The organism is Metabacillus sp. YM-086 (genome assembly GCF_048059995.1).
Classification (GTDB): Bacteria; Bacillota; Bacilli; order Bacillales; family Bacillaceae; genus Metabacillus; species Metabacillus litoralis_B.
Window position 1 is genome coordinate 33,325 of record NZ_JBLUOI010000029.1, and the last position, 26,676, is coordinate 60,000.

At 36.6% G+C, this 26,676-nt stretch carries 27 protein-coding genes and 2 other annotated features; all 27 genes read right to left on the bottom strand.

All coding sequences use genetic code 11. The features are described 5' to 3' along the window. Positions 1 to 83: 83 nt before the first annotated feature. Positions 84 to 3,662, bottom strand: coding sequence for a DNA-directed RNA polymerase subunit beta (gene rpoB, locus ACEWK1_RS13900; protein ID WP_212138668.1), 3,579 nt, complete (start codon positions 3,660 to 3,662; stop codon positions 84 to 86). A 357-nt stretch (positions 3,663 to 4,019) separates the two neighbouring features. Next, entirely contained in the window at positions 4,020 to 4,622 is a 603-nt protein-coding gene (locus tag ACEWK1_RS13905; RefSeq protein WP_212138669.1) for a class I SAM-dependent methyltransferase, read from the bottom strand. Between the two features lie 186 nt (positions 4,623 to 4,808). Then, positions 4,809 to 5,168: a 50S ribosomal protein L7/L12 gene (rplL, locus tag ACEWK1_RS13910; RefSeq protein WP_121664177.1), complete on the bottom strand. Its 360-nt coding sequence runs from the start codon at positions 5,166 to 5,168 to the stop codon at positions 4,809 to 4,811. Positions 5,169 to 5,232: 64 nt separating this feature from the next. Continuing rightward, positions 5,233 to 5,733: a 50S ribosomal protein L10 gene (gene rplJ / locus ACEWK1_RS13915; protein WP_212138670.1), complete on the bottom strand. Its 501-nt coding sequence runs from the start codon at positions 5,731 to 5,733 to the stop codon at positions 5,233 to 5,235. 45 nt (positions 5,734 to 5,778) lie between these two features. Then, positions 5,779 to 5,921 (bottom strand) — a sequence feature (ribosomal protein L10 leader region). Between the two features lie 49 nt (positions 5,922 to 5,970). Beyond that, entirely contained in the window at positions 5,971 to 6,669 is a 699-nt protein-coding gene (rplA, locus tag ACEWK1_RS13920; RefSeq protein ID WP_212138671.1) for a 50S ribosomal protein L1, read from the bottom strand. Positions 6,670 to 6,778: 109 nt separating this feature from the next. After that, complete coding sequence (rplK, locus tag ACEWK1_RS13925; RefSeq protein WP_141549707.1) at positions 6,779 to 7,204, bottom strand: 50S ribosomal protein L11; 426 nt, start codon at positions 7,202 to 7,204, stop codon at positions 6,779 to 6,781. 229 nt (positions 7,205 to 7,433) lie between these two features. Next, a complete protein-coding gene (gene nusG / locus ACEWK1_RS13930) occupies positions 7,434 to 7,967 on the bottom strand; it encodes a transcription termination/antitermination protein NusG (RefSeq protein WP_121664174.1) in 534 nt (177 codons plus the stop codon). Positions 7,968 to 8,124: 157 nt separating this feature from the next. After that, on the bottom strand, positions 8,125 to 8,307 hold the full coding sequence (secE, locus tag ACEWK1_RS13935) for a preprotein translocase subunit SecE (protein ID WP_026561205.1): 183 nt from the start codon (positions 8,305 to 8,307) through the stop codon (positions 8,125 to 8,127). A gap of 57 nt (positions 8,308 to 8,364) precedes the next feature. Beyond that, on the bottom strand, positions 8,365 to 8,514 hold the full coding sequence (gene rpmG / locus ACEWK1_RS13940; RefSeq protein ID WP_098798338.1) for a 50S ribosomal protein L33: 150 nt from the start codon (positions 8,512 to 8,514) through the stop codon (positions 8,365 to 8,367). An 89-nt stretch (positions 8,515 to 8,603) separates the two neighbouring features. After that, a complete protein-coding gene (gene sigH, locus ACEWK1_RS13945) occupies positions 8,604 to 9,260 on the bottom strand; it encodes an RNA polymerase sporulation sigma factor SigH (RefSeq protein ID WP_121664172.1) in 657 nt (218 codons plus the stop codon). Between the two features lie 170 nt (positions 9,261 to 9,430). Continuing rightward, positions 9,431 to 9,940, bottom strand: coding sequence for an NYN domain-containing protein (locus ACEWK1_RS13950; RefSeq protein WP_121664171.1), 510 nt, complete (start codon positions 9,938 to 9,940; stop codon positions 9,431 to 9,433). A 6-nt stretch (positions 9,941 to 9,946) separates the two neighbouring features. After that, positions 9,947 to 10,690 carry a 23S rRNA (guanosine(2251)-2'-O)-methyltransferase RlmB gene (rlmB, locus tag ACEWK1_RS13955; protein ID WP_121664170.1) on the bottom strand — a complete coding sequence of 248 codons (744 nt, stop codon included), beginning with the start codon at positions 10,688 to 10,690 and terminating at the stop codon, positions 9,947 to 9,949. Next, a complete protein-coding gene (locus tag ACEWK1_RS13960; protein WP_121664169.1) occupies positions 10,687 to 11,109 on the bottom strand; it encodes a Mini-ribonuclease 3 in 423 nt (140 codons plus the stop codon). The genes rlmB and ACEWK1_RS13960 overlap by 4 nt, the downstream gene beginning before the upstream one ends. Before the next feature lie 115 nt (positions 11,110 to 11,224). After that, a complete protein-coding gene (gene cysS, locus ACEWK1_RS13965) occupies positions 11,225 to 12,622 on the bottom strand; it encodes a cysteine--tRNA ligase (RefSeq protein WP_212138672.1) in 1,398 nt (465 codons plus the stop codon). Beyond that, positions 12,573 to 13,268, bottom strand: a complete 696-nt coding sequence (gene cysE, locus ACEWK1_RS13970; protein WP_121664167.1) for a serine O-acetyltransferase — start codon at positions 13,266 to 13,268, stop codon at positions 12,573 to 12,575. Before cysE ends, cysS begins: the two co-directional genes overlap by 50 nt. 69 nt (positions 13,269 to 13,337) lie before the next feature. After that, positions 13,338 to 13,573 (bottom strand) — a binding site (T-box leader). 181 nt (positions 13,574 to 13,754) lie between these two features. Continuing rightward, complete coding sequence (gene gltX, locus ACEWK1_RS13975; protein WP_212138673.1) at positions 13,755 to 15,212, bottom strand: glutamate--tRNA ligase; 1,458 nt, start codon at positions 15,210 to 15,212, stop codon at positions 13,755 to 13,757. Positions 15,213 to 15,377: 165 nt separating this feature from the next. Then, positions 15,378 to 15,857 (bottom strand): 2-C-methyl-D-erythritol 2,4-cyclodiphosphate synthase, encoded by a 480-nt coding sequence (gene ispF / locus ACEWK1_RS13980; protein WP_121664165.1) that lies wholly within the window; start codon positions 15,855 to 15,857, stop codon positions 15,378 to 15,380. 41 nt (positions 15,858 to 15,898) lie between these two features. Next, positions 15,899 to 16,582, bottom strand: a complete 684-nt coding sequence (gene ispD, locus ACEWK1_RS13985) for a 2-C-methyl-D-erythritol 4-phosphate cytidylyltransferase (protein WP_212138674.1) — start codon at positions 16,580 to 16,582, stop codon at positions 15,899 to 15,901. A 109-nt stretch (positions 16,583 to 16,691) separates the two neighbouring features. After that, positions 16,692 to 17,789: a PIN/TRAM domain-containing protein gene (locus ACEWK1_RS13990; RefSeq protein WP_121664163.1), complete on the bottom strand. Its 1,098-nt coding sequence runs from the start codon at positions 17,787 to 17,789 to the stop codon at positions 16,692 to 16,694. 198 nt (positions 17,790 to 17,987) lie between these two features. Beyond that, positions 17,988 to 19,067, bottom strand: coding sequence for a DNA integrity scanning diadenylate cyclase DisA (gene disA / locus ACEWK1_RS13995; RefSeq protein ID WP_121664162.1), 1,080 nt, complete (start codon positions 19,065 to 19,067; stop codon positions 17,988 to 17,990). Continuing rightward, positions 19,068 to 20,444 (bottom strand): DNA repair protein RadA, encoded by a 1,377-nt coding sequence (gene radA / locus ACEWK1_RS14000; protein WP_212138675.1) that lies wholly within the window; start codon positions 20,442 to 20,444, stop codon positions 19,068 to 19,070. A 236-nt stretch (positions 20,445 to 20,680) separates the two neighbouring features. Beyond that, positions 20,681 to 23,128 carry an ATP-dependent protease ATP-binding subunit ClpC gene (gene clpC, locus ACEWK1_RS14005; RefSeq protein WP_121664160.1) on the bottom strand — a complete coding sequence of 816 codons (2,448 nt, stop codon included), beginning with the start codon at positions 23,126 to 23,128 and terminating at the stop codon, positions 20,681 to 20,683. Continuing rightward, entirely contained in the window at positions 23,125 to 24,222 is a 1,098-nt protein-coding gene (locus ACEWK1_RS14010; protein ID WP_212138676.1) for a protein arginine kinase, read from the bottom strand. Before ACEWK1_RS14010 ends, clpC begins: the two co-directional genes overlap by 4 nt. Then, the gene (locus ACEWK1_RS14015; RefSeq protein ID WP_121664158.1) at positions 24,223 to 24,774 is read right to left on the bottom strand and encodes a UvrB/UvrC motif-containing protein; all 552 of its coding nucleotides are present in this window, start codon (positions 24,772 to 24,774) and stop codon (positions 24,223 to 24,225) included. It lies immediately after the preceding gene. A gap of 15 nt (positions 24,775 to 24,789) precedes the next feature. Beyond that, on the bottom strand, positions 24,790 to 25,251 hold the full coding sequence (locus ACEWK1_RS14020; RefSeq protein WP_121664157.1) for a CtsR family transcriptional regulator: 462 nt from the start codon (positions 25,249 to 25,251) through the stop codon (positions 24,790 to 24,792). Positions 25,252 to 25,377: 126 nt separating this feature from the next. Continuing rightward, the gene (locus tag ACEWK1_RS14025) at positions 25,378 to 26,076 is read right to left on the bottom strand and encodes an MgtC/SapB family protein (protein WP_162987523.1); all 699 of its coding nucleotides are present in this window, start codon (positions 26,074 to 26,076) and stop codon (positions 25,378 to 25,380) included. Positions 26,077 to 26,496: 420 nt separating this feature from the next. Then, a partial coding sequence (locus ACEWK1_RS14030) for an ATP-binding protein (protein ID WP_416636378.1) occupies positions 26,497 to 26,676 on the bottom strand: 180 nt, incomplete at its 5' end.

A 26,676-nucleotide genomic window follows, 5' to 3' on the forward strand; every position in this document is an offset into this window, starting at 1 on the left:
ATTCATACTACATAATAAGGTTCATTAAACGGAGAGGTTAAACCTCCCCGCGTATGAATTCCTTAGTAAAACTTAAACTTTTATTATTCTTTCACTACTGTATCTTTTTCTAATTCAACAGCTTCAGGCTCTGGTTCTGGTTGATCATTCACCGCAAGACCTTCAGCTTGTTGTGAATCATCTTCATCATCAAGGTCTCTCATCTCGATTTCTTGCTCGTCACTTGAAAGCATTTTTACATCCATACCTAAACTTTGAAGTTCTTTAATCAATACTTTAAATGATTCAGGAACACCAGGCTCAGGGACATTTTCGCCTTTAACAATGGCTTCATATGTTTTCACACGACCAACGACGTCATCAGATTTAACAGTAAGTATCTCTTGAAGTGTATAAGCAGCACCATATGCTTCAAGTGCCCATACCTCCATCTCACCAAATCTTTGACCACCGAATTGAGCTTTACCACCTAGTGGCTGTTGAGTAACTAATGAGTATGGTCCAGTTGAACGGGCATGAAGTTTATCATCAACCATGTGAGCAAGTTTGATCATATACATAATCCCAACTGATACACGGTTATCGAATGGTTCACCAGTACGTCCATCATATAAAACAGTTTTAGCATCACGAGCCATGCCTGCTTCTTCTAATGTTGACCATACATCTTCCTCACGCGCACCATCAAATACTGGTGATGCAACATGAATACCAAGTTTTCGAGCAGCCATACCTAGGTGCAGCTCTAATACCTGACCGATATTCATACGTGAAGGAACTCCTAGAGGGTTTAACATGATATCAACAGGAGTACCGTCTGGTAAATAAGGCATATCTTCTTCCGGAAGGATACGAGAGATAACCCCTTTATTACCATGTCGTCCAGCCATTTTATCTCCCTCAGAGATTTTACGTTTTTGAACGATATAAACACGAACTAATTGGTTAACACCTGGTGGTAATTCATCACCGTCTTCACGGTTGAACACTTTAACATCAAGAATAATACCTTCTCCACCATGTGGTACACGGAGTGATGTATCACGAACTTCACGTGCTTTTTCACCAAAGATTGCATGTAAAAGTCTTTCCTCTGCTGTTAACTCTGTTACACCCTTAGGCGTTACTTTACCAACTAGTAGATCTCCGTCTTTTACTTCTGCACCAACTCGGATAATTCCACGCTCATCTAAGTTTCTTAATGCATCTTCCCCAACGTTAGGGATATCACGTGTAATTTCTTCAGGTCCTAATTTAGTATCACGAGATTCAGACTCATATTCTTCAATATGAATAGATGTATACACATCATCTTTCACAAGTCTTTCACTCATGATAATAGCATCCTCATAGTTATAACCATCCCATGTCATGAAGGCAACCATTACGTTTCTACCTAATGCAAGCTCACCTTTTTCCATAGATGGACCGTCAGCAAGGATTTCACCTTTTACTACTTCATCGCCTTCACTTACGATTGGACGTTGATTATAGCAGGTACCTTGGTTCGATCGGATAAACTTTAACATACTATATTTATCAAGATTTCCTTTAACCTTTTGACCGTCAACTTCCTCATATCGACGTACCCAAACGTTCTTCGCTTCAACACGCTCAACAACACCTGGGTGTTTACAGATAACAGCAGCTCCTGAATCTTTACCAGAAACATATTCCATACCTGTACCAACAATAGGTGCTTCCGGATTCATTAATGGTACTGCTTGACGTTGCATGTTCGCTCCCATTAATGCACGGTTTGAGTCATCATTCTCCAAGAACGGAATACATGCTGTTGCAGCAGATACAACCTGTTTAGGAGATACATCCATATAGTCAATACGATCTCTATTAACAACTGTGTTTTCACCACGGAAACGTGCAACAATATCATTATCTATAAATGACCCATCTTCTGCTAACCTAGCATTTGCTTGGGCAACTACATAGTTATCCTCTTCATCAGCAGTTAAATAGTCAATTCTAGCTGTTACTTTACCAGTTTCAGGATCAACTCGGCGATATGGTGTTTCGATGAAGCCGAAACGATTTACTTTCGCATATGAGGAAAGTGAGTTGATCAACCCGATATTAGGACCCTCTGGAGTCTCAATTGGACACATACGACCATAGTGAGAATAGTGAACGTCACGAACTTCGAAGCCAGCACGTTCACGAGTTAAACCACCCGGTCCTAATGCTGATAAACGACGTTTATGTGTTAACTCACCTAGTGGATTTGTTTGATCCATAAATTGAGATAACTGAGAGCTACCGAAGAACTCTTTAATAGAAGCAATTACAGGACGAATATTAATAAGTTGTTGCGGAGTAATTGTATTCGTGTCTTGAATAGACATTCTCTCACGAACAACACGTTCCATTCTTGATAAACCAATTCTAAACTGGTTTTGCAGTAATTCCCCTACTGAACGTAATCTACGGTTTCCAAGGTGATCGATATCATCTGTATCACCAACACCATGTAGAAGGTTAAAGAAGTAACTAATAGAAGATAAAATATCTGCAACTGTAATATTTTTAACAGCTTCTTCTACATAAGCGTTACCTAATACATTAATAACCTTTTCACCTTCTGGGTCATTAGGTGCATAAATCTTAATAGATTGAATCGTTACTTCATCCTCAGTAACACCGCCTGATGGGTGTTCTTGTTTAAATCCAACACCACTTTCAAGATTCGGTATAATGCGGTCTAACGTTCTTCTATCAATCATTGTACCTTTTTCTGCAATGATTTCTCCTGTTTCAGGATCTACTAAAGTTTCTGCTAGTCTTTGATTAAAAAGACGATTTTTAATATGAAGCTTTTTATTAATTTTATAGCGACCAACATTCGCTAGATCATAGCGTTTTGGATCAAAAAATCTAGAGTCTAATAAACTCTTTGCATTTTCAACAGTTGGTGGCTCACCAGGACGAAGTCGCTCGTAAATTTCAAGCAAAGCCTTTTCTGTACTTTCCGTATTATCTTTATCAAGAGTATTACGTAAGTACTCATTTTCACCTAATAAATCGATGATTTCTTGATCAGAGCCAAACCCAAGAGCACGTAAGAGAACCGTTACCGGTAATTTACGAGTACGATCTATACGCACATAAACAACATCTTTGGCGTCAGTTTCGTATTCTAACCAAGCCCCACGGTTTGGAATAACAGTCGCAGTAAAGCCTTTTTTACCATTTTTATCGACCTTTGCACTGTAATATACACTTGGTGAACGGACTAGCTGAGAAACGATAACACGCTCTGCTCCGTTGACAACAAATGTACCTGTCTCTGTCATGAGAGGGAAATCTCCCATAAAGACATCCTGATCTTTTACTTCACCAGTTTCCTTGTTAATTAAACGAACCTTAACACGTAATGGCGCCGAATAGGTAACATCGCGTTCTTTTGATTCCTCAACAGGGTACTTAGGATCCCCCAAGCTATAATCAATAAACTCTAGCGAGAGGTTACCAGTGAAATCCTCAATTGGAGAAATATCTTGAAACATTTCTCTTAAGCCCTCATCAAGAAACCACTGATAGGAAGAGGTTTGAATCTCAATAAGATTTGGTAATTCTAACACTTCACTAATGCGTGCATAACTTCTACGTTGGCGGTGTCGTCCATACTGAACTAGTTGACCTGTCAACTCATTCACCCCTCAAATCAAGCGTAATAGGATCTTGCGTCGTACTATTATGTATACCTTTTTTAGACAGACGAATAAGAGAACTCACATATGATCATTCTCTTTAAAAAACAATATCTTAACATACTACCAATAAAAAATCTGTAATAAAACATAGGAAAATGCAAGTACTGACGCAAGGAAAAAACAAAAAATAAAAAGGGTTTCTAGTAAGAAAACCACAATTTTAAAACGTACTTTTGATTTTAATAGTATTCCCATAAAACTAATTTCTATACATCTTTTCCCTTGAAAATTAGATAGTTATGGAAATTATATATTGGCATTTTATAATACTAACACAACAAAAAAATGGAGTCAACTCTTTTTTGCTTTTATGATATAATAGCCTTTTTTCTTTTCCACAACTTCCACTTCATTAAACATTTCATTTAATTTATCCATCGCTGATGGTGCTCCCTGTTTTTTTTGGATAACAATCCATAACTCACCCTCATGCACTAGATGATCGAAACTTTTTTCGAAAATAGAGTGAACAACTTGTTTCCCCGCACGAATTGGTGGATTTGTTAAAACAGCAGCATACTTCCGGTCTTCACTAATGTTTTCAAATTGATTACTTTGAAAGATATTTACATTCTCGACTTTGTTAAGAGCAGCATTATCTTTTGCTAACTCTATTGCCCGTTCATTAATATCAATCATATCTACTTGTCTGTTAAAACTCTTTGCAAGAGACAATCCAATCGGCCCATATCCACAACCAACATCTAGAAAATCACCACTTACATCAGGCGGTAAGAACGATTCTATTAAAAGACGGGAACCAAAATCTACTTCATTTTTCGAAAACACTCCACGATCACTTTGAAACGTAAAAAGAAAATCCTTTAATTGAAATGTCCATGTTTTACGGTCACTTTCAACAGTTGGCTTCTCAGAATAATAATGATTACTCATAAAAGTTCCTCCTCTTACAGAAGAATAGGTTTTACATCACCCTTGCATTTTATACGTATTAAATAAAATTTAATGATAAAAAAATTACTTCCTACAAAATGCACATAGATGCATTAGTTACTTCAATTATTCTAAAGTACAAAAAAGCTCGCCTTTAACCGGCGAGCTTTTTATATAGTACATTTATTACTTAACTTCTACAGAAGCTCCAACTTCTTCAAGTTTAGCTTTTAATTCTTCAGCTTCTTCTTTAGAAACGCCTTCTTTAAGTGGTTTTGGAGCGTTATCTACTAATTCTTTAGCTTCTTTTAAGCCTAAGCCAGTAGCTTCACGTACAACTTTGATAACCTTGATTTTTTGTCCGCCAGCACTTGCAAGTACTACGTCAAATTCAGTTTGCTCAGCAGCAGCTTCGCCACCAGCAGCAGCAACAGCTACAGGAGCCGCAGCAGTTACACCAAACTCTTCTTCGATTGCTTTAACTAAGTCGTTTAATTCTAAAACAGTCATATTTTTAACTGCTTCAATGATTTGTTCTTGAGTCATTATAATTTCCTCCTTGTTTTTCCTGTTAATATTTTATTAGTAAAGACATACTAGATTGTACTGATTAAGCACCTTGTTCTTCTTTTTGTTCTGCAACTGCTTTAGTAGCAAGAGCAAAGTTACGGATAGGAGCTTGAAGTACGCTAAGCAACATAGAAAGTAAGCCTTCGCGTGATGGAAGTTCAGCAAGAGCTTTAACTTCTTCAACACTAGCAACATTACCTTCAATTACACCAGCTTTAATTTCAAGAGCTTCGTGTTTTTTAGCGAAGTCATTTAAAATTTTAGCCGGAGCTACAACATCATCATTACTGAATGCAATTGCGTTAGGTCCTGTTAATACATCGTTAAGACCAGTAAGCTCAGCTTGCTCAACAGCACGACGAGTCATTGTGTTTTTGTAAACTTTGAAGTCAATCCCTGCTTCACGTAATTGCTTACGTAATTCAGTTACTTCACTTACAGTTAATCCGCGGTAATCAACAACGATAGTAGATTTACTTTCACGGAACTTAGTAGAAATTTCGTCTACGATCTGTTTCTTTTGTTCGATAATTGCGCTCATTGTTACACCTCCTGTTAGATTCATGTAACACTAGTACCGTTCGGTGATGGTCATTAAAAAACCTCCACAAGACATGGAGGTTTTGTACATACAATAAGCAAAATCATGCTTTATTCGTAAATACACCTCGGCAGGATATTTAAGCTTATAAAAGCTCCTACTGTCTACGGTATAGCGATATTCGTTTTAAACAACATTGATAATTATATATAAACTTCTATACGAAGTCAATAGTTATTATTTTACAGCGAAGCTAGAAGAATCTACTTTCACACCAGGTCCCATAGTAGAAGTAGCACTTACGCTCTTCATATAAGTACCTTTTGCTGCAGAAGGCTTAGCTTTTAATAAAGTTTCATAAACTGTTGTAAAGTTCTCTACAAGTTTGCTATCTTCAAATGATACTTTTCCGATAGGAACATGGATGATACCAGCTTTATCAAGACGGTATTCAACTTTACCAGCTTTGATTTCATTAACAGCTTTTGTTACATCAAAAGTAACTGTTCCAGTTTTAGGGTTTGGCATTAAACCTTTCGGTCCTAATACACGTCCTAATTTACCAACTTCACCCATCATGTCTGGAGTTGCAACGATTACGTCAAACTCAAACCAACCTTGTTGGATTTTGTTGATAAAGTCTGCATCACCAACATAATCAGCACCTGCTGCTTCAGCTTCTTTCGCTTTTTCACCTTTGGCAAATACTAATACACGTTGAGTTTTACCAGTACCATTTGGAAGTACTACTGCTCCACGGATTTGTTGGTCAGCTTTCTTAGGATCAACACCTAAACGGAAAGCAACTTCTACAGTTGCATCAAATTTTGCGATGCTAGTCTTTTTAACTAGTTCTACTGCTTCTTGTACAGAGTAGAAATTTGAACGATCTACTAATTTAGCAGCTTCTAAAAACTTTTTACCTTTTTTAGCCATTTTTGTTTCCTCCTTAGTGGTTTTAGCGGAATAACCTCCCACGAATAAAGGTTGCGAACTTGTTTTTAAGCAAACTCGCAACCCCTTAACACAACTTGACTAATTAAAATTAGTCTTCGATAACGATACCCATGCTACGTGCAGTACCTTCTACCATACGCATTGCTGACTCAACACTAGCTGCGTTTAAATCAGGCATTTTTGTTTCAGCGATTTCACGTACCTTGTCACGCTTAACAGTCGCTACTTTATTACGGTTTGGTTCACCAGAACCAGACTCAATTCCAGCTGCTTTCTTAAGTAGTACAGCAGCAGGAGGAGTTTTCGTAATAAATGTAAATGAACGATCCTCGAATACTGTGATTTCAACTGGAATGATTAATCCAGCTTGTTCAGCCGTACGAGCGTTGAACTCTTTACAGAATCCCATGATATTAACACCAGCTTGACCTAATGCAGGACCAACTGGTGGAGCTGGATTAGCTTTAGCTGCAGGAATTTGCAATTTTACAATTTTAATTACTTTTTTAGCCACGAGACACACCTCCTTAAGTCCGTGATGTGGTAATGGGGTATATTACCCTCCCACTCATCTAGCCACTCGAGTTTCGAATGGTCATAATTAGAGCAACTCACAAATGAGTTTACCTACCCTTATACTTTCAGAAATAGAAATTTCTGATCAAAATAATATCTCAAGTCTCGAGACATACTGACCTATGAAATATTACCACTTTTCGAAATTGATTTCAAGTTTTTTTACATTATAATTTCGTTACTTGAGAAAAATCAAGTTCTACAGGTGTTTCACGGCCGAACATATTCACAAGAACTTTAAGTTTATTTTTATCTTGATCGATTTCTTCGATGGAACCTGTGAAATTAGCAAAAGGACCTTCTGTTACTTTAACAGTTTCTTTTAATTCATAATCAATTTCAACACGACGCTCATCCATACCCATGCGTTTCAAAATAAAACTCACTTCATCAGGTAATAGTGGTGTTGGTTTAGACCCATGACCTGCAGAGCCTACGAACCCAGTTACTCCAGGTGTGTTTCGCACAACATACCATGAGTCATCCGTCATGACGATCTCAACTAGCACATAACCTGGGAAAACTTTCTTTTTAACTACTTTCTTCTTGCCATCCTTAATATCTGTTTCTTCCTCTTCAGGTACAACCACGCGGAAGATCTTATCTTCCATTCCCATTGATTCTACACGTTTTTCAAGGTTGGCCTTCACTTTATTCTCATAACCTGAATAGGTGTGTACTACATACCAATTCTTTTCCATAGTTTCAGGACTACTTGTCCTTCCCTCCCCACAATAGGTTGATCAACAAACGATAGCATCTGCTTATATTATTCTTTTTTATACAATGAAAAAACCCGTTTAACGGGTTTTGCAGACAAAGTTTAATATTTTCTATTATAGCACGATTTTCCATTTATTATTCAAAAAACAAACGAATTAAAGAAGAAATACCTAAGTCAATAACCGCAAAGAACACTGCCACAAATGTAACAGTTGAAACAACTGTTATTGTGTACTTTGTAAGCTCTTTACCTTTAGGCCAGCTGACTTTTTTCATTTCACGAGTAACATCTCGGAAAAAACTAATTAAACGTTGCATTGTGCTACCTCCAGGATAATAAGGAAACTTCATTATATGAAATATATAAGTGCTGTACTATTTCGTTTCACGGTGGTTTGTATGCGAATTACATACTTTACAAAATTTATTAACATCCAACCGATCATTTGTGCTTGTACTATTTTTCATCGTTGTATAATTTCTACTTCCACACGATGTGCATGCAAGGATAATCTTTTTACGCATGTCATCACCTACCGCTACGTTTTATTCTTTAAAACTGTATCACAGTAGAATTTTTTCGTCAACAAACGTTCGTATCCTAATCTATATAATTATAAACTAATCTCTCGTAGTTCTAAATAGCGTTCTAGTTTTCTCTTCACTCGTTGGAGAGCGTTATCAATCGATTTAACATGTCTATTCAACTCTTCGGAGATCTCATGGTATGACCTACCGTCCAAATATAAAACTAAAACCTTTCGTTCAAGGTCACTTAATAACTCACCCATCTTTACCTCAATATCATCAAATTCCTCTTGATTGATAATGAGCTCCTCAGGGTCCATCACTTTTGCACCAGTAATAACGTCCATCAGTGTACGATCAGATTCTTCATCATATATTGGCTTGTCTAAAGAAACATAGGAATTCAGTGGAATATGCTTTTGTCGAGTTGCAGTTTTTATGGCGGTAATGATTTGCCTGGTAATACATAGCTCGGCAAATGCTTTAAAAGAAGTGAGCTTGTCCTCCTTGAAGTCACGAATGGCTTTGTATAAACCGATCATTCCCTCTTGGATTATATCTTCCCGGTCAGCACCAATTAGAAAATATGATCTTGCTTTTGCCCGGACAAAATTTCGGTATTTTGTTATTAAATAATCTAGCGCTTCACTTTCTCCAAAATGCACAAGTTCAACTACTTGTTCATCTTCCATTAATTCTAAATCTTCTTTGTTGACTTTGCCCCTGTTGATTGGTGAATTCAAGTCGATCCCCCCGACCGCACGCAAGATAACAATATTATACAGTATTGGTTTTGTAAGCGTCAACCAGCCATAACATAACGCCCTGTTACATGACTGTACATACACACCTATTTTCCTAAGCCTTGCACAGCTGTTGGATATCGTGCATTGCCAAAGGTATTAGATACTACCTACAGATCTCCTCTTCGCCACTTTTCTAATTTCTCAAGAACATCTTCTGGGATGGCAATCTTTGAAGAAGGTCGATTTTCTTCAATCTTCTTCACCTTATGTTTAATCCTGCCTTCAATAGATGTCATTTCATTTAATAACTCTCTAGCTGATTTTCTTAATGCACCTTGTCCAAAGATTGCCCATTGCTCAGTAAAGTCAGAAGTGGCTACATGAACTTGGGTTTTAATATTACTTAATGAAATAGCAAGCTTCTCAATTCTTTCATCAGCTGTTTCATTTTCTCTAGTAAAAATGACTTCAACTCGATAATTTTTCTGTTTTTTCTCAATTCCCTTTACCATATGAGCATCAAATACAATAATGACCCGGTATCCTGTATATGCTTGATATTCAGCCATTTTTTCAATTAACAGATCTCGTGCTCCCGCTAAATCATTTTTCTTAAGGTTTTGTAATTCCGGCCATGTACCGATAATGTTATATCCATCAACCAATAGGATATCCATTTCACTTTACTCCCCTAGAGGATATCTCTTTCTATATACCTCATACATTAAGAGACTAGCTGCTACAGATGCATTTAATGATGTTACATGTCCAACCATTGGCATCTTAACTAAGAAATCACATTTTTCTTTTATAAGACGACCAATCCCCTTACCTTCACTTCCTATAATTAATGCAAGTGACATCTTTCCATCAAGATTACGGTAATCATCTGCTCCTTTTGCATCTGTCCCAACAATCCATACTCCTTTTTCCTTTAGATCATCGATTGTTCTCGCCATATTCGTAACCCTTGCCACAGGGATATGTTCAATTGCACCAGTAGATGACTTTGCTACTGTCGCTGTTAGCCCAACTGCTCTTCGCTTAGGGATCACAATACCATGTGCCCCTACTGCATCAGCCGTTCTCATGATGGATCCGAGGTTATGTGGATCCTCAATTTCATCTAACAATAATAAAAATGGTGGTTCATTTCGTTCTTCGGCTACTTTTAGTAAATCGTCAACATGAACATATTCATAGGCAGCCACCTGGGCAACTACACCTTGATGGTTTCCTTCCACCATCTGATCAATCTTCTTTTTGGGAACAAAATTGATGGTTATACCTCTTTCTTTAGCAAGCTTCGTAATTTGCTGGGCTTGTCCTTTTAAAGAGTTTTCTGCTACCCATATTTTATTAATATCTCTCGATGATTTTAATACCTCGATCACCGGATTACGTCCAATAATAAAATCTTCACTCATGACATCCCCTCCTTTCCATCAATAAATGTAAATGACTTTTGAATTAACTCCTCAAGACGTTCATGCTCTTTTTCTAAGTAAAGGTGTCCAATTAGCGCTTCAAAAGCTGTACTATATCGATAAGTTTGTACATCTGTATTTTTAGGAATTGTCCCTGACTTTGCATTTCTTCCTCTTCTTAACACTGCTTGCTCTTCTTCAGTAAGAAACTCAAGTGAGAAAAAATGGTGTATTGTGCTTGCTTGTGCCTTGGCAGATACAAATCTTTTTGCTTGGTTATGAAGCTGATTAGGACGGATATTGCCTTTAGCTAAAAGATAATGCCTTACATAAATCTCATAAACAGCATCGCCAATATATGCCAAAGCCAAGCTATTTAAGAGCTTGGAATCTTTTATTGTTGGTAATTCTAAAAACATGGTGTTCCTCTTTTCCTATTGAAGGCAGAGCTACAGTAAATCTAAACATGGAGCCCTGCCTATATTAATAAAAATATTCCTTTTTATCTTTATTCCCCAATTATGTGAACCATAATCAACCACGCTTCCATCTCGTACCTTGTGGTGTATCCTCCAAGATGATATTTAGGTCTTTTAATTTATCACGGATTTCATCAGCTAAAGCAAAATTGCGATCTTTTCTTGCTTGAATACGCTGTTGAATCATTTCTTCAATTTCTTCATCCAAAAGATCCGTTGATTCAAATGTTACCCCTAATACTTTACCCAGTTGATCAAATTGATCTAAGAAAGCTTGAATCACTTCAGTTGATGTATTCTGTTCCTGCAAATAGTAATTTGCTTGTTTTGATAAATCAAATAGAACAGAAATTGCATTGGCTGTATTAAAGTCATCATCCATTTCTTGTTTAAATTGCTGTTGATAGTTTTTAATTTTTGTTAGCCATTCTTCGTTATTATCTGTTAAATTTGTGCTGCTGTTTTTACGGTGCTTTAAATTCCCATATGATGTTGTTAAACGTTCAAACGCGTTCTTTGTACTCTCTAACAACTCCTGAGAGAAGTTGATTGGATGCCTATAATGAACAGACAGCATAAAGAAACGAACAATTTGTGGATCGATTTCTTTAATAATATCGTGAACTAAAACAAAGTTCCCTAAAGACTTTGACATCTTTTCATTATTAATATTAATATATCCGTTGTGTAACCAATACTTAGCAAACTGCTTACCTGTTACAGCTTCAGATTGAGCAATTTCATTTTCATGATGTGGGAATGTTAAGTCCTGACCACCAGCATGAATGTCAATTGTGTCACCTAAATATTTTTTTGCCATAGCAGAGCACTCAATATGCCAGCCAGGTCGACCATGTCCCCACGGACTTTCCCAGGAAATTTCTCCTTCTTTTGCTGATTTCCAAAGAACAAAATCTAGAGCATCCTGCTTTTTATCCCCTACTTCAATTCTATTTCCTAAGCGAAGTTCCTCGATCGATTGATGTGAAAGCTTTCCATACTCTTTAAATTCTCTTGTCTTATAATAAACATCGCCGCCCGCTTCATAAGCAAAGCCTTTATCAATTAAAGCTTGGATAAAATCAATAATAATATCAATGTTTTCTGTTACACGAGGATGTGTGGTCGCACGTTTGCAGCCAAGTGCTGTTACATCTTCAAAATATGCGTCAATAAACCGATCTGCAATGGTAGGAACATCTTCCCCCAATTCGTTAGCAGCTTTAATTAACTTATCGTCCACATCTGTGAAATTTGAGATATAGTTCACTTCATAGCCGCTATACTCTAGGTATCTTCTTACCGTATCATAAACAATTGCAGGTCTAGCATTTCCTATATGAATATAATTATAAACGGTTGGACCACAAACATACATTTTTACCTTTCCTGGTTCTAGAGGCTCAAACGTTTCTTTTTGTCTCGTTAGCGTATTGTACAACTTTATTGTCATAGTCATTCTTTCCTTTCCTTAGGTGTTGTACTTCATCTCTTAATTGTTTTAGCTCCACTTCTAATTCTTTAAAACGATCTGACACTGGATCTGGTAAATCTGAATGGTTTAAATCCTGGCCGACTCTCTTTCCATTTTGGATCACGACTCTTCCAGGAATTCCAACAACAGTAGAGTGATCTGGCACATCTTTTAGGACAACAGATCCTGCTCCTATCTTTGAGTATGCTCCAACAGTAATAGAGCCTAATACCTTTGCTCCTGTAGCAATTAGCGCATTGTCTTTAATGGTCGGATGCCTTTTCCCTTTTTCTTTTCCCGTTCCGCCAAGTGTTACTCCCTGGAAGACCGTCACATTGTCTCCAATTTCACATGTTTCACCGATAACAACGCCCATTCCATGGTCAATAAAGAAACGGCGCCCAATTCTTGCAGCAGGATGAATCTCAACTCCTGTAAAAAACCTGCTTATCTGCGAAATAGCCCTAGCTAAGAAAAAGAGCTTCTTTTTGTAAAAAGCATGAGCAATACGATGGCTCCAAATGGCATGTAATCCTGAATAAGTTAAAATAACTTCAAAATAATTTCTTGCTGCGGGATCTTGCTCAAAAACAACCTCTACGTCTTCTTTCATCATTTTCAACATAAATTTCCCCTCCAATCATAAACTTTATTAAATATTTTCTGAGAATATAAAAAAGCGCCTCTGCAACATGACAGAGACGCTTGAATGCGCGGTTCCACTCTGTTTAGGAAAGAGTTATACGATCACTCTAACCTCAACTTTAACTCTGTAACGTAGAGGGTACGCCTTTGCTTACTAGTCTACATGACGTTTAGCAAAGGACTCTAAGGTGCACTTCAAGAATTACTTCACTTAAACCCCTTCCAGCCGATGAGGGTTCTCTCTAAAAGGAAATAAAACTCTACTCTCCTTATCAACGCTTTAAATATAGTTTAACAATACTATATTACATTTTTATGCAAATGTTAACTGAATCATCTTCATAATGTACAATTTGTTACAAAAAAACGTTGGAGGTTCATTTTCAGATTGCATTTCTTCGTAAATTCAACAATAAGCTTGATGAAAGAAGGCTTCATTTTTTTGATTTAAAAGCGACCATTGAACTCAACTAATTACATTTTGTAATCTAGCTAAAACGGTAGATTTCCCTAAAACCGCAATCGATTTTGGCAAATCTGGGCCATGTGTTTGACCTGTTATCGCTACACGAATCGGCATAAATAAATTTTTCCCTTTTTGTCCTGTTGCTTTCTGGACAGCCTTTATCATTGTTTTCACTGTATCAGCTGAAAATTCATCGCTTTGATTGATTTCACTGACAAATGCTGATAAAACTTCAGGAACTTGCTCTCCTGCAAGAACATCCTTGGCTTCCTCTTCATAAGAAATCTCTTCTTTAAAGAAAAGCTCCGTTAAATCAACAATTTCTGCTCCAAAGTTCAATTGTTCTTGATAGAGCGCAATTAATTGATGAGTTCTTTCCTGTTCTTCATCGCTCATGTTTTCCGACACTTTCCCCGCTTTAATTAAATGCGGCAAGCAAAGTGGAATTAATTTTTCAAGATCTAGTTGCTTAATATATTGATTATTCATCCAAGCTAATTTATGTGTATCAAAGACAGCTGGAGATTTAGAAAGACGATTCGCATCAAAGATTTCAATTAATTGATCCTTTGTAAATACCTCTTCTTCTCCGCCCGGTGACCAACCAAGTAATGAAATAAAATTAAATAATGCTTCTGGTAGATAACCAAGCTCTTCATATTGCTCAATAAATTGAATGATTGATTCATCACGTTTACTTAATTTTTTGCGATTTTCATTTACGATTAATGTCATATGACCGAATACAGGAATATCCCAGCCAAACGCTTCATAAATCATCAATTGCTTTGGCGTATTAGAAATATGGTCTTCCCCTCTTAGTACATGTGAAATCCCCATTAAGTGGTCATCAACAGCTACTGCAAAATTATAAGTAGGTGTTCCGTCCTTCTTCACAATAACAAAGTCACCCATTCCTTCTGACTCAAAGGAAATATCACCTTTTACCATGTCATTAAAACGGTACTCTTTATTAGTAGGTACTCGAAAACGAATGCTTGCTTGAAGCCCTTGTGATTCTAATTCATTTTGTTCTTCTTTTGTTAAGTTAGCATGCTTACCTGAATACTGAGGTGTTTCACCTCTCGCCATTTGTTCTTCGCGTTCTTTTTCCAGCTCTTCTTCTGTACAATAACATTTATAAGCTAAACCTTTGTCTAGAAGCTCTTCGTAATATTTCTTGTAAATATCATTTCTCTCTGATTGGCGATATGGACCATATTCTCCTCCAACATCAATACTTTCATCCCAATCAATTCCTAACCATTTTAAGTACTTTAATTGACTTTCTTCTCCACCAGCAATATTACGTTTCTTATCAGTATCTTCAATACGGATAATAAATTTTCCACCTTGATTTTTAGCGAATAAATAATTAAATAATGCTGTTCTTGCATTTCCGATATGTAAATGTCCAGTTGGACTTGGTGCATAACGAACTCTAACTTCCTTTGTCATCTTTGGTACCTCCGTCTTTTTGACTCTTTGTTTCCAAGCTGCTTAGAAATACAAGCAACCCTTAGTAATAACCCTTATGTAAAATTATGAATAACGTATAAGACCAGACCTAATTTTACCACCAAAATAAAGCAGATACAAAATAAATAAACAAACTAATTTATGCTATGTACGCTGCTGAATAAGGACTGTTGCCATTGAAGCAATCCCCTCTTGTCTACCTGTAAAACCTAATTTTTCAGTTGTTGTTGCTTTTACATTCACTTGTGATACATCAGCTTCTAATAATTCAGCAATCCTATTTCTCATATCTTCAATATATGGAGCCATTTTTGGCTTTTGCGCAATGATTGTACAATCAATATTGCCTAGTTCATACCCTTTATTTTTCACAATCTCCCACACATGTTTTAATAACCTTGCAGAATCCGCATCTTTAAAAGTGGGATCTGTATCAGGGAAGTGTTTCCCAATATCCCCTTCACCTATTGCACCTAAGCAAGCATCTGCAACAGTATGTAATAATACATCAGCATCTGAATGACCTAATAACCCCTTTTCGTACGGAATCTCAATTCCTCCAATGATCAATGGGCGACCTTCCACTAATTGATGTACATCAAAACCTTGTCCAACTCTTATCATTATTATTCCCACTTTCTATAACCTAATAGACACTATGAAATTTACATCTTTCTCTTCGACAAAATTGCTTCTGCTATGTAAAGGTCCTCGGGTGTTGTTATTTTAATATTCGTATATTCACCAGCAACGATTGAAACCGCTTGGTCTACTCTTTCTAGAAGACTCGCATCATCTGTTCCCAGAAAGTTTTCTCTCACTGCTTTTTCATGTGCTTCTAAAATAATTGGTAAATGGAACGCTTGTGGAGTTTGAATTGACCAAAGTGAAGATCGTTCAACTGTTTCAACTACCACTCCATCTTTCGCTCTCTTTATTGTATCTTTAACTGGCACAGCAAGTGTTGCCGCACCGGTTAGGATTGTTTTTGACAAGAGTGCCTCTATACTTTCATGAGTAAGAAAAGGTCTTGCTCCATCATGCACAAGAACTAAATCTCCCTCTTCCACAGCCTTTAGCCCATTATAAACACTGTATTGGCGCTCTTGTCCACCAGATACTAATTGTTTGATTTTGGATATACGGTATTTTTTTATCAGCTGTTGAAAATCAGCCTTTTCTGCATCATTGATTACTAATATAATACCCTTGCAATAGGAATGTTCTTCAAAAACCTTTAGTGTATGTATAATAATTGGAATCTGTTCTAGTTCAATAAACTGCTTATTCTTACCTGCATTCATCCGTTTCCCCTGACCAGCAGCAGGTATTATGACTTGATAATTCATTGGAGTTACTCCTTCAATAATTCAGTATAACATCATAATAAAAGATTCCTCTCTATATGTAAAACAGCCCATGAGACATAGAGTTAAATGCTTCATGGGCTGAGGTATATTATAATGCTTTTTCTAATAACTTGGGTTTTGCAAAGATCATTCTTCCAGCCGAAGTCTGAAGAACACTTGTTACAAGCACATCGATATGCTTTCCAATGTAATTTCGACCATCCTCAACAACAATCATTGTTCCATCGTCTAGATAGGCAACACCTTGATTATGCTCTTTCCCATCCTTAATGACCTGAACATTCATTTCTTCACCAGGTAACACGACAGGCTTAACCGCATTTGCCAAATCATTAATATTCAAAACATGAACCTTTTGTAATTCACATACCTTATTTAGGTTAAAATCATTTGTCACAACAACACCAGATGTGAGTTTTGCAAGCTTAACGAGTTTACTATCTACCTCTTGTATTTCCTCAAAATCACCTTCGTAAATTTCTACATTTATAGAAAGCTCTTTTTGAATACGGTTTAAGATATCAAGACCTCTTCTTCCACGATTTCGCTTTAATACATCAGAAGAATCCGCAATATGCTGTAGTTCTTCTAGAACAAACTGAGGGATAACGATTGTTCCTTCTAGAAATCCTGTTTGACAGATATCCGCAATTCGCCCATCTATAATGACACTCGTGTCCAATATTTTAAGCTTTTTATCTTCAGTTTCAACCTCGTCATCAGACATTCCTTTTTTCTTGCCTATTTTATTTTGAACGGTAAAAACATTAATTAGTTCGTCTCGTTTCTTAAATCCTACTTGAAAACCTAAGTATCCAAGCAGAAGCGTTAAAAATATTGGAATAATGGTGTTAAAGACTTGGTACTGGATCGTATTTAATGGGATAACAATAAGAAAAGCAACTATAAGACCAAATATTAATCCTAGACTACCAAATAAAACATCTGTAACAGGGGCTTTTACAACAGCTTCTTCTAAGACCCTGATCCAATTCACAACATAATCGACCAACCAAAATGTTGCCACAAAGAATATGATTGCACCTAGTACTGCTAGCGTATAAGGTGTATTAATAAAAGGTATGTCCTGCATATTCATTAATTCAAGTAGTTGTGGCATAAATAGGATTCCTAACATCCCACCTACACTTAGAAAAAATAGTTGGATTATGCGTTTAATTAACATACCTTCACCTCCTTTTTAATTATTACTACTTTATCCTAATTTGCTTACTTGTGAAATAGATAAATCAAAATGTAAATAGATTGATACATGTCTGTAATCTTGACTATGCCCCAAAAACACATACATTAAAAAACAATTTTAATATACCCTATTTTACAGAAATTAAAACAGTAATCGTAAAACTTTCATGAAATCTTCTTATATATGACGATCAATTAGAAGTTGGTCTTGCAATCTCTTTAATCCCTCTTTTATTTTTTTCGCTCTGACCTCACCAATCCCTTCTACCTCGTCTAACTGTTCTACGGATGCCTTCATAATAAGTTTCAAATTTTTATATGTTGTCACTAAATTTTCAATAATGATTGTAGGCAGTCTCGGAATTTTATTTAAAATGCGATAACCACGTGAAATAACTGGACTGTCTATATTTGTAAAAGAAGAATAGCCTAATAATTTAAACAGAACGGAATCTTCCAATAGCTCAAAGCTCGATAAGTCTTGAAGCTGTTTAATGACTGGGTAAGGATCAACTGACTTATCAACAGCATAATCCTTAATTAAGAGAGCCGCTTCTTCTTCTAACCCTGTCAAAAGTTCCGCTAACTGCAAGCGAATCAGATGTCCTTCAGCTCCAAGTTCATTCACATAATCATTTATTTCATCCTTAATTCTTAGAACCATCTCAAACCTGTGAAGTACTTGAAGGACTTCTTTAAATGTTACTAGCTCTTCTAATTCAAGTGCACCTAGCGTCATGATTGATTGATCTAACACAATTTTATATTTTTCTAATGTTTGAATGGCTTGATTTGCCTTTGTTAAGATAACACCTATATCCCTTAACGCATATCTGAGCTCTCCATGATACAGGGTGATCACATTTCTTCTTTGAGAAATGGCAATGACTAAATTACCCGTTTGTTTCGCTACACGCTCAGCTGTGCGATGTCTCATTCCAGTTTCAGAAGAATAGATAGTAGGGTCAGGAACAAGTTGAGCATTCGCATACATAATTTTATTACCTGAATCACTTAAGATGATAGCTCCATCCATTTTCGCAAGCTCATATAAGTGAGCAGATGAAAATGGACATTCAATTGTAAAGCCTCCATCAATTACTTCCTTTACCTTGTCATTATGACCAACAACAATTAACCCGCCTGTTTTTGCTCGAAGTACATTTTCTATCCCTTCTCTAATAGGTGTTCCAGGCGCTACAAACTGCAAAATTTCATTTAATGTCTTTTCGCCTGACTTACTCTCTATATCTGTCATTTATGATCCCCCTAATGTTTTTTGGAGGGCCTCTGCTACATTTTTTACTCCTATAATTTCTATATCATCTGGTGGATTCCAACCGCCTATATTTGCATGTGGAATGACCGCCCTCTTAAAACCTAGCTTTGCAGCCTCAATCACTCTTTGTTCAATTCTCGACACTCTACGAACCTCACCTGTTAACCCCACTTCCCCAATAATAACGTCAGTTGGTTTTGGTGGTGCATCCTTAAAGCTAGAAGCAATACTAACAGCAACAGCTAAATCAATAGCAGGTTCATCAAGCTTTACGCCTCCGGCAACCTTTAAATATGCATCCTGGTTTTGCAAAAGAAGACCAACACGTTTCTCTAAAACAGCCATTAACAACGGCACTCGATTATGATCTATTCCGGTTGCCATCCTCCTTGGATTTCCAAAACTGGTCGGAGAGATAAGAGCCTGAATTTCAACAAGCACTGATCTGGTACCCTCCATTGAGGCAACAACTGTTGAACCTGCTGCACCCTTAGACCTTTCCTCTAGAAAAATCTCTGATGGATTTTGCACCTCTTCTAAACCAGCTTCTTTCATTTCGAAAATTCCCATCTCATTTGTAGACCCAAAGCGGTTTTTTACAGCACGTAATATTCGATACGTATGATGTCTTTCTCCTTCAAAATAGAGGACTGTATCAACCATATGCTCTAATAGCCTTGGCCCTGCAATTGATCCCTCTTTCGTTACATGACCAACAATGAATACCGCAATACCCTTTGTTTTGGCTATTCTCATTAATTCAGCTGTTGATTCTCTCACTTGAGATACACTACCCGGAGCAGAGCTTATTTCACTATGATAAACAGTTTGAATCGAATCGACCACTACAAAGGCTGGGTTTGTTTCATCGATTGCTTTTGAAATAAAGCTTAAGTCTGTTTCAGATAAAACTAATAATTTATTAGATTTTACTCCTAAGCGATCTGCCCTTAATTTCGTTTGTTTAACTGATTCTTCACCAGATATATATAAAACATCATGACCGTTATCAGCTAATTGAGAGGATACTTGTAATAGCAGTGTTGATTTCCCAATACCAGGATCACCGCCAATTAAAACTAAAGATCCCTTCACAATACCACTTCCGAGTACACGGTTAAATTCTTTAAGGTTTGTAAATATTCTTGGTTCTTGGGTTGTTTCAATTGTTGTGATCGGCGAGGGTTTTTGTACCGTTTGATTGGAATGAGCAAAAACAGCCCTTCGAGGTGACCCAGACTTTAATACTTCTTCTGACATTGTATTCCATTCACCACAACCTGGGCATTTCCCCATCCACTTCGGTGATTCATAGCCACAGGTTTGACAAATAAACTTTACCTTTGCTTTTGCCATAAAATTGTTCCTCTCTTATTAGATTACCAAATAGACAAGTTAATTATGATACTTATCCTTAATTATATAAAACTGAAAGTGCTCTAAAGGGAAATCTTTTCGAAAATTACGTTTAATTCTTATCAGACGGGCAAAAGGGGGATTAATCTTATTCCCAATATCCGTAGTATTATCCATAGGAGAAAAAAGAAAGTGAGGCACACAATTAAAATCGTATGCCTCTAAACATTCTTTATTTAATTAGATTTCACTTCTTCTTTTTCAGCTGTCTTCACAACAAACTCGCCATTTTCCACATCAAGAATAATTTTTTGGCCTTTATCAATTGTACCTTTTAACAGCTCTTCAGAAAGACGGTCTTCCACATTCTTTTGAATCGAACGACGTAATGGTCTTGCACCATATTCTAAGTCAATTCCCTCATCAGCAATTTTCTCTTTCGCAGATTCTGTTAATTCTAATGAAAGATCTTGTTCTTTTAAACGTTTCGTTAATTGATCAGACATAAGCGAAACGATTTCTTTTAAATGCTTTTTCTCTAAAGAATGGAAGACAATGATTTCATCAATACGGTTGATGAACTCAGGACGGAATGCACGTTTTAGCTCATTCATTACCTTATCTTTCATGTCTTTATAGTTTTGTGTTTCATCTTGGATATTAAAGCCAACATATTTATTGCGTTTTAGTTCACTAGCTCCAACGTTAGAAGTCATGATTAAAATCGTATTTCTAAAGTCTACAGTACGCCCTTTAGAATCAGTTAATCTTCCGTCTTCTAATACTTGTAGTAAAATATTAAACACATCAGGGTGGGCTTTTTCAATCTCATCTAAAAGGACAACTGAGTAAGGCTTTCTTCTAACCTTCTCTGTTAACTGACCACCTTCATCATAGCCTACATATCCTGGAGGTGAACCAACCAGTCGTGATGTTGAATGCTTCTCCATATATTCAGACATATCAATACGAATCATCGCATCCTCATCACCAAAGATCGATTCTGCTAGAGCGCGAGCTAACTCAGTTTTACCTACACCCGTTGGTCCTAAGAAGATGAATGAACCGATTGGACGTTTTGGATCCTTTAAGCCAGCACGTGCACGGCGTACCGCTTTTGCAACAGCAACTACCGCTTCTTCTTGACCCACTACTCTTGAATGAAGGATGTTTTCCATATTTAACAGTTTGTCAGTTTCTGTTTGTGCCAACTTCGAAACTGGGACACCAGTCCAACTAGAAACAACCATTGCAATATCTTCAACTGTCACTTCAGTATTTTCTTGACCTTGTTTTTCTTTCCATGTTTTTTTCGTTTCCTCTAGCTGCTCACGTAAACGTTGCTCTGTATCACGTAAAGATGCTGCTTTTTCAAACTCTTGGCTTTGAACAGAGGCATCTTTTTCTTTACGGATTTCCTCAAGCTTATGTTCAAGCTCTTTTAAATTAGGTGGTGTAGTAAAAGAACGTAAGCGAACCTTTGAACCTGCTTCATCAATTAAATCGATCGCTTTGTCTGGAAGGAAACGATCAGAAATATAACGATCTGATAATTTAACAGCAGCATCAATCGCTTCATCCGTAATTGATACTCTATGATGTGCCTCATAACGATCACGTAAACCTTTTAAAATTTGAACACTCTCATCAACAGATGGTTCATCGACTTGAATTGGCTGGAATCTACGCTCTAATGCGGCATCTTTTTCAATGTATTTTCTATATTCATCAAGTGTTGTTGCACCAATACATTGTAGCTCACCACGAGCTAACGATGGCTTTAGAATATTTGAAGCATCAATCGCTCCTTCTGCACCACCAGCACCGATTAATGTGTGTAACTCATCGATAAAGAGAATGATATTACCCGCTTGGCGAATTTCATCCATTACCTTTTTCAGACGATCTTCAAATTCACCACGATATTTTGTCCCTGCAACAACTGTTCCCATATCTAACGTCATAACACGCTTATCACGTAAAATTTCAGGTACTTCATTTTGGACAATTTGTTGAGCCAAGCCTTCAGCGATGGCCGTTTTACCAACACCTGGCTCCCCAATTAATACAGGGTTGTTTTTCGTACGTCTACTCAACACTTCAATAACACGCTGAATTTCTTTACTTCTACCAATTACAGGATCTAAGCTTCCTTCTCTAGCAATCGCCGTTAAATCACGTGCAAGACTATCCAAAGTAGGTGTATTTGCATTCGTAATGCCTCCACCTTGATGGTTTGCTGAAGATTCGTTGCTTCCTAATAATTGAAGAACCTGTTGTCTTGCTTTGTTTAAACTCACACCTAAATTATTAAGTACTCGTGCAGCTACCCCTTCTCCCTCACGAATAAGACCTAGGAGAATATGTTCTGTTCCGACATAAGAATGTCCCAGCTTTCTTGCTTCGTCCATTGATAGCTCAATGACCTTTTTTGCTCTTGGTGTATAGTGAATAGTTTGTGAGGCATCTTGACCTCTACCAATCAATCCTTCTACTTCTTTTTGAATTTTATCTGGACCTAGACCTAATGCTAATAAAGCTTTAGCAGCGATACCTTCGCCTTCACTAACAAGACCTAGAAGAATATGCTCTGTTCCAATATTATTATGTCCTAATCGAACTGCTTCCTCTTGTGCTAAAGCCAGTACTTTTTGCGCGCGTTCTGTAAATCTTCCAAACATCATAATTCATCATCCTCCATCCGTTTATTACGATCCATTTCTAGGTTTAACCGCTCTCTAATGAGTGCAGCTCGACGAATATCTCTCTCATTTGGACGTAATGGTCCGCCAAAATACTGCTGCAAAAATCCAGGCTGTGTTAATATCATCAGTTCATTTAAGATAGTACGGGAAATATCTTTAATAATTCCTAAATCAATACCTAATCTAACATCAGATAAGCATTTTGCTGTCTCGTTAGATTCTATGATTCGGCTGTATACCAAAGTTCCAAAGGAACGGTAAACCCTGTCTTCTAACTGAGTGTGTGATGACTGATATAAAGCTTCACGAGTAGATCTTTCCTGCTCAATTAGTTGTTGTACAACACTAACCAGATCTTCTACAATATCCTTCTCTGACTTACCTAATGTAATTTGGTTTGATATTTGAAAAAGATTTCCTACTGCTTCACTACCTTCTCCATATATTCCTCTTACAACCAAGCCAAGCTGATTAATTGCCGGGATAATTCGATTAATCTTTTGAGTGATAACTAACGCTGGGAGATGCATCATCACTGATGCCCTAAGCCCTGTTCCTACATTGGTAGGACAGCTTGTTAAATAGCCTCTTTGTTCATCGAAGGCATAATCAACTTCTTCCTCAATCCAATCATCCAGCTGATTCGCTGTATGTAAGGCTTCTTCCAGCTGAAATCCAGGATATAAGCATTGAATTCGAATATGATCCTCTTCATTTAACATGATGCTTACCTCCTCATTTTCTGAAAGCAAACAACCTCCATATTCAGAGTGGTCAGCTAAGTTAGGACTTATTAAATGCTTTTCTACGAGGACCCTTTTTTGAATTGCTTGCAAATCATTCATTTTTAAAAGCTCTAATTGGCCTAATTTTTTGAATGTTTTATTTGCATATGTGTTTTCAAAGAAATTTAGAACTTCCTGTGCTTCCTCATTTGTAGAGAGAGTTGGGAATTTGTATTGATTTATATTTCGTGCTAAACGAATTCGGCTGCTTAATACAATGTCTGAATCAGGCCCTTCCTGACTCATCCAAGCACTCATTGCCTTATTCATAAAGTTCTGGAGTGACATCTAAAATCCCTCCTCATCAAAGCTACTTAATTTTTTTTCGAGTGAGCGGATCTCATCTCTCACTAAAGCAGCTTGTTCAAACTCTTCTTGACTAATAAAACTTCTGATTTTCTCTTTTAAATCGTCAATTTTTTTCCTTATATGAATATCTCCACCAATTCTCTTCGGGATTTTCCCGGAATGTTCTGTGTTGCCACCATGAACTCGTCTTAGAATCGGTGCAATATAATTTTTAAAAGTTGGGTAACAATTGGAGCAACCAAACCTACCAGATTTCTTAAAATCCTGGAAAGTCATTTTACATCGATCACATTGAGGAACACTTTCTGTTTTAAACACATTCTGCTCCTCTGCTTTTGCAAAGCCATGCTCCATATTTAGTAAACCTGTTAACAGGCTGTTTAACGAGAATCCTGAGCTTGAATTAAACATAAAAAATTCACTATTTTCTTTTGCACAGTGCTCACATATATGAACTTCTGTTTTCTCACCATTAATCACTTTTGTAAAGTGAAACGTTGCCGGTCTTTCATTACATTCCTGGCAAATCATCCGTCTCCCCTACTTTCACTTATATTTCAATGAAGTTAACATGGCTTTCACCATTCTTGCCCTTAACTCATCCCTATGAGGAAGGTCGATATATAAGACTGAACGATCTATAACACTCATCATCAGCTTTGCTTCTCGAGGAGATATAACCTCTTCTGTTACAAGCCGACTAATGATATCCTCTGCAGCTGCTTGTGAGAGGCGATTATTAATTAAAGCTAATAATTGATCAAGTAAGTGTGCTTGAGTTTCAGCATGAACTTTAATAATTCTAATATAGCCTCCTCCACCACGCTTACTTTCTACGAGATAACCTCTTTCAATCGTAAATCTTGTGTTTATAACATAGTTTATCTGTGAAGGCACACATTGAAATTGATCAGCTATTTCACTGCGTTTAATTTCAACAATTTCTTTCCCACTACTGTCCAGCACTTTTTTTAAATACTGTTCAATAATGTCTGAAATATTTCTCACTCAACCTCCCCCTCACTGACTTTGACTATATTTGACTATAATCTAAATATAAAACGAACAGAAAAATTTTTCAACTCTTCTGTTTCATTTTAAATATTGCCAAAATAGCAAGAGGTGAAACCTTATTTAAAAGATTTTTTCTACTTCCTTGATTTCCTTCATTACAAGCTCCAGCTTTTCATACCCTATTGAATGAATGTTAATATTAATATCTAACTGATAATAAAAAGTTACATTCCCTTCTCGGTCCTTTCGACTTGATGTCATCACAATACTATTGGTCTTAATGCTATATGTCGAAAGACGCTGAATCACTTCATCAATTGAAGATTTAGTTGAATTTACAACAACCTTCATTTTTCTTCTCGTTTTTTTTACATACATATACTTCTCTAATCTATTTAAAAAAATGAGGCACATTAAGACAATAATCGTTGTAAAAAATGCCAGAATATACATTCCCGAGCCGATAATTAAACCTAATCCAGCTACAATCCAGATAGAAGCAGCTGTTGTTAATCCTCTAACCGTTGCACCTTTTACTAGAATTGTTCCTCCACCTAAAAATCCTATGCCACTAATCACATAAGATGGAATCCGTGACGGATCGAATTGCACAGTTTTATGATCCTGAAGATAATGCTCAAAACCATACAAAGACAATATCATCATGAGACATGATCCTATTCCTACTAACAAATGTGTTCGAAACCCCGCAGGATGATTTTTAAACTCCCGTTCTAACCCTATAACCCCACATAAAAGAGCTGCAATAAGGATACGAGAAAACATCGTATAATCCTCTTGACTAAAAAACTCAAACATATGCATTTCCCCTAGTTTAATAAGACATATAAGTTGTTCTATTATATATATACTCAAAAGATAGTTTTCAAACACTTATTTTTTTTGGAAGAAGAGTTGGGGGGTGGGGTGGTGCCTGTCACTTCCCGGATTTTGTAGAATAATGTCGGTTAGAAATAAAGTTGATAAGATAAGCAATAATGAATAGATGTAAGGCATATTCATTGTGGTATACTCTTCTTTTTGTTTTCTACAGAGTTTTCTTTGTTATTTTGAAACTTTTAGCTATATTTGGTTTGTGATTACTATGTAAACACAGGTGTTCTACTTAAGACTAGAGCTACAGGTTCACTTCCATAGACAATTTAGATGTGGTTTATATGTTTATTGTAAATGTCAAGCTAACGATGTACAATTTTGATCATTTAAGAATGTATAAAATTAATCATCATCTTCTTTTGCTAAGTGATCTTTAATTCTATAAGAAGGACCAACAATGTTGACGACTGTGGCATGATGTAATACACGATCTAATATTGCATTTGCTAATTTAGAATCCTGGAACACCGCATCCCACTCTTTAAAGCTAATGTTTGTAGTTAAGATTGTACTTTTCTTTTC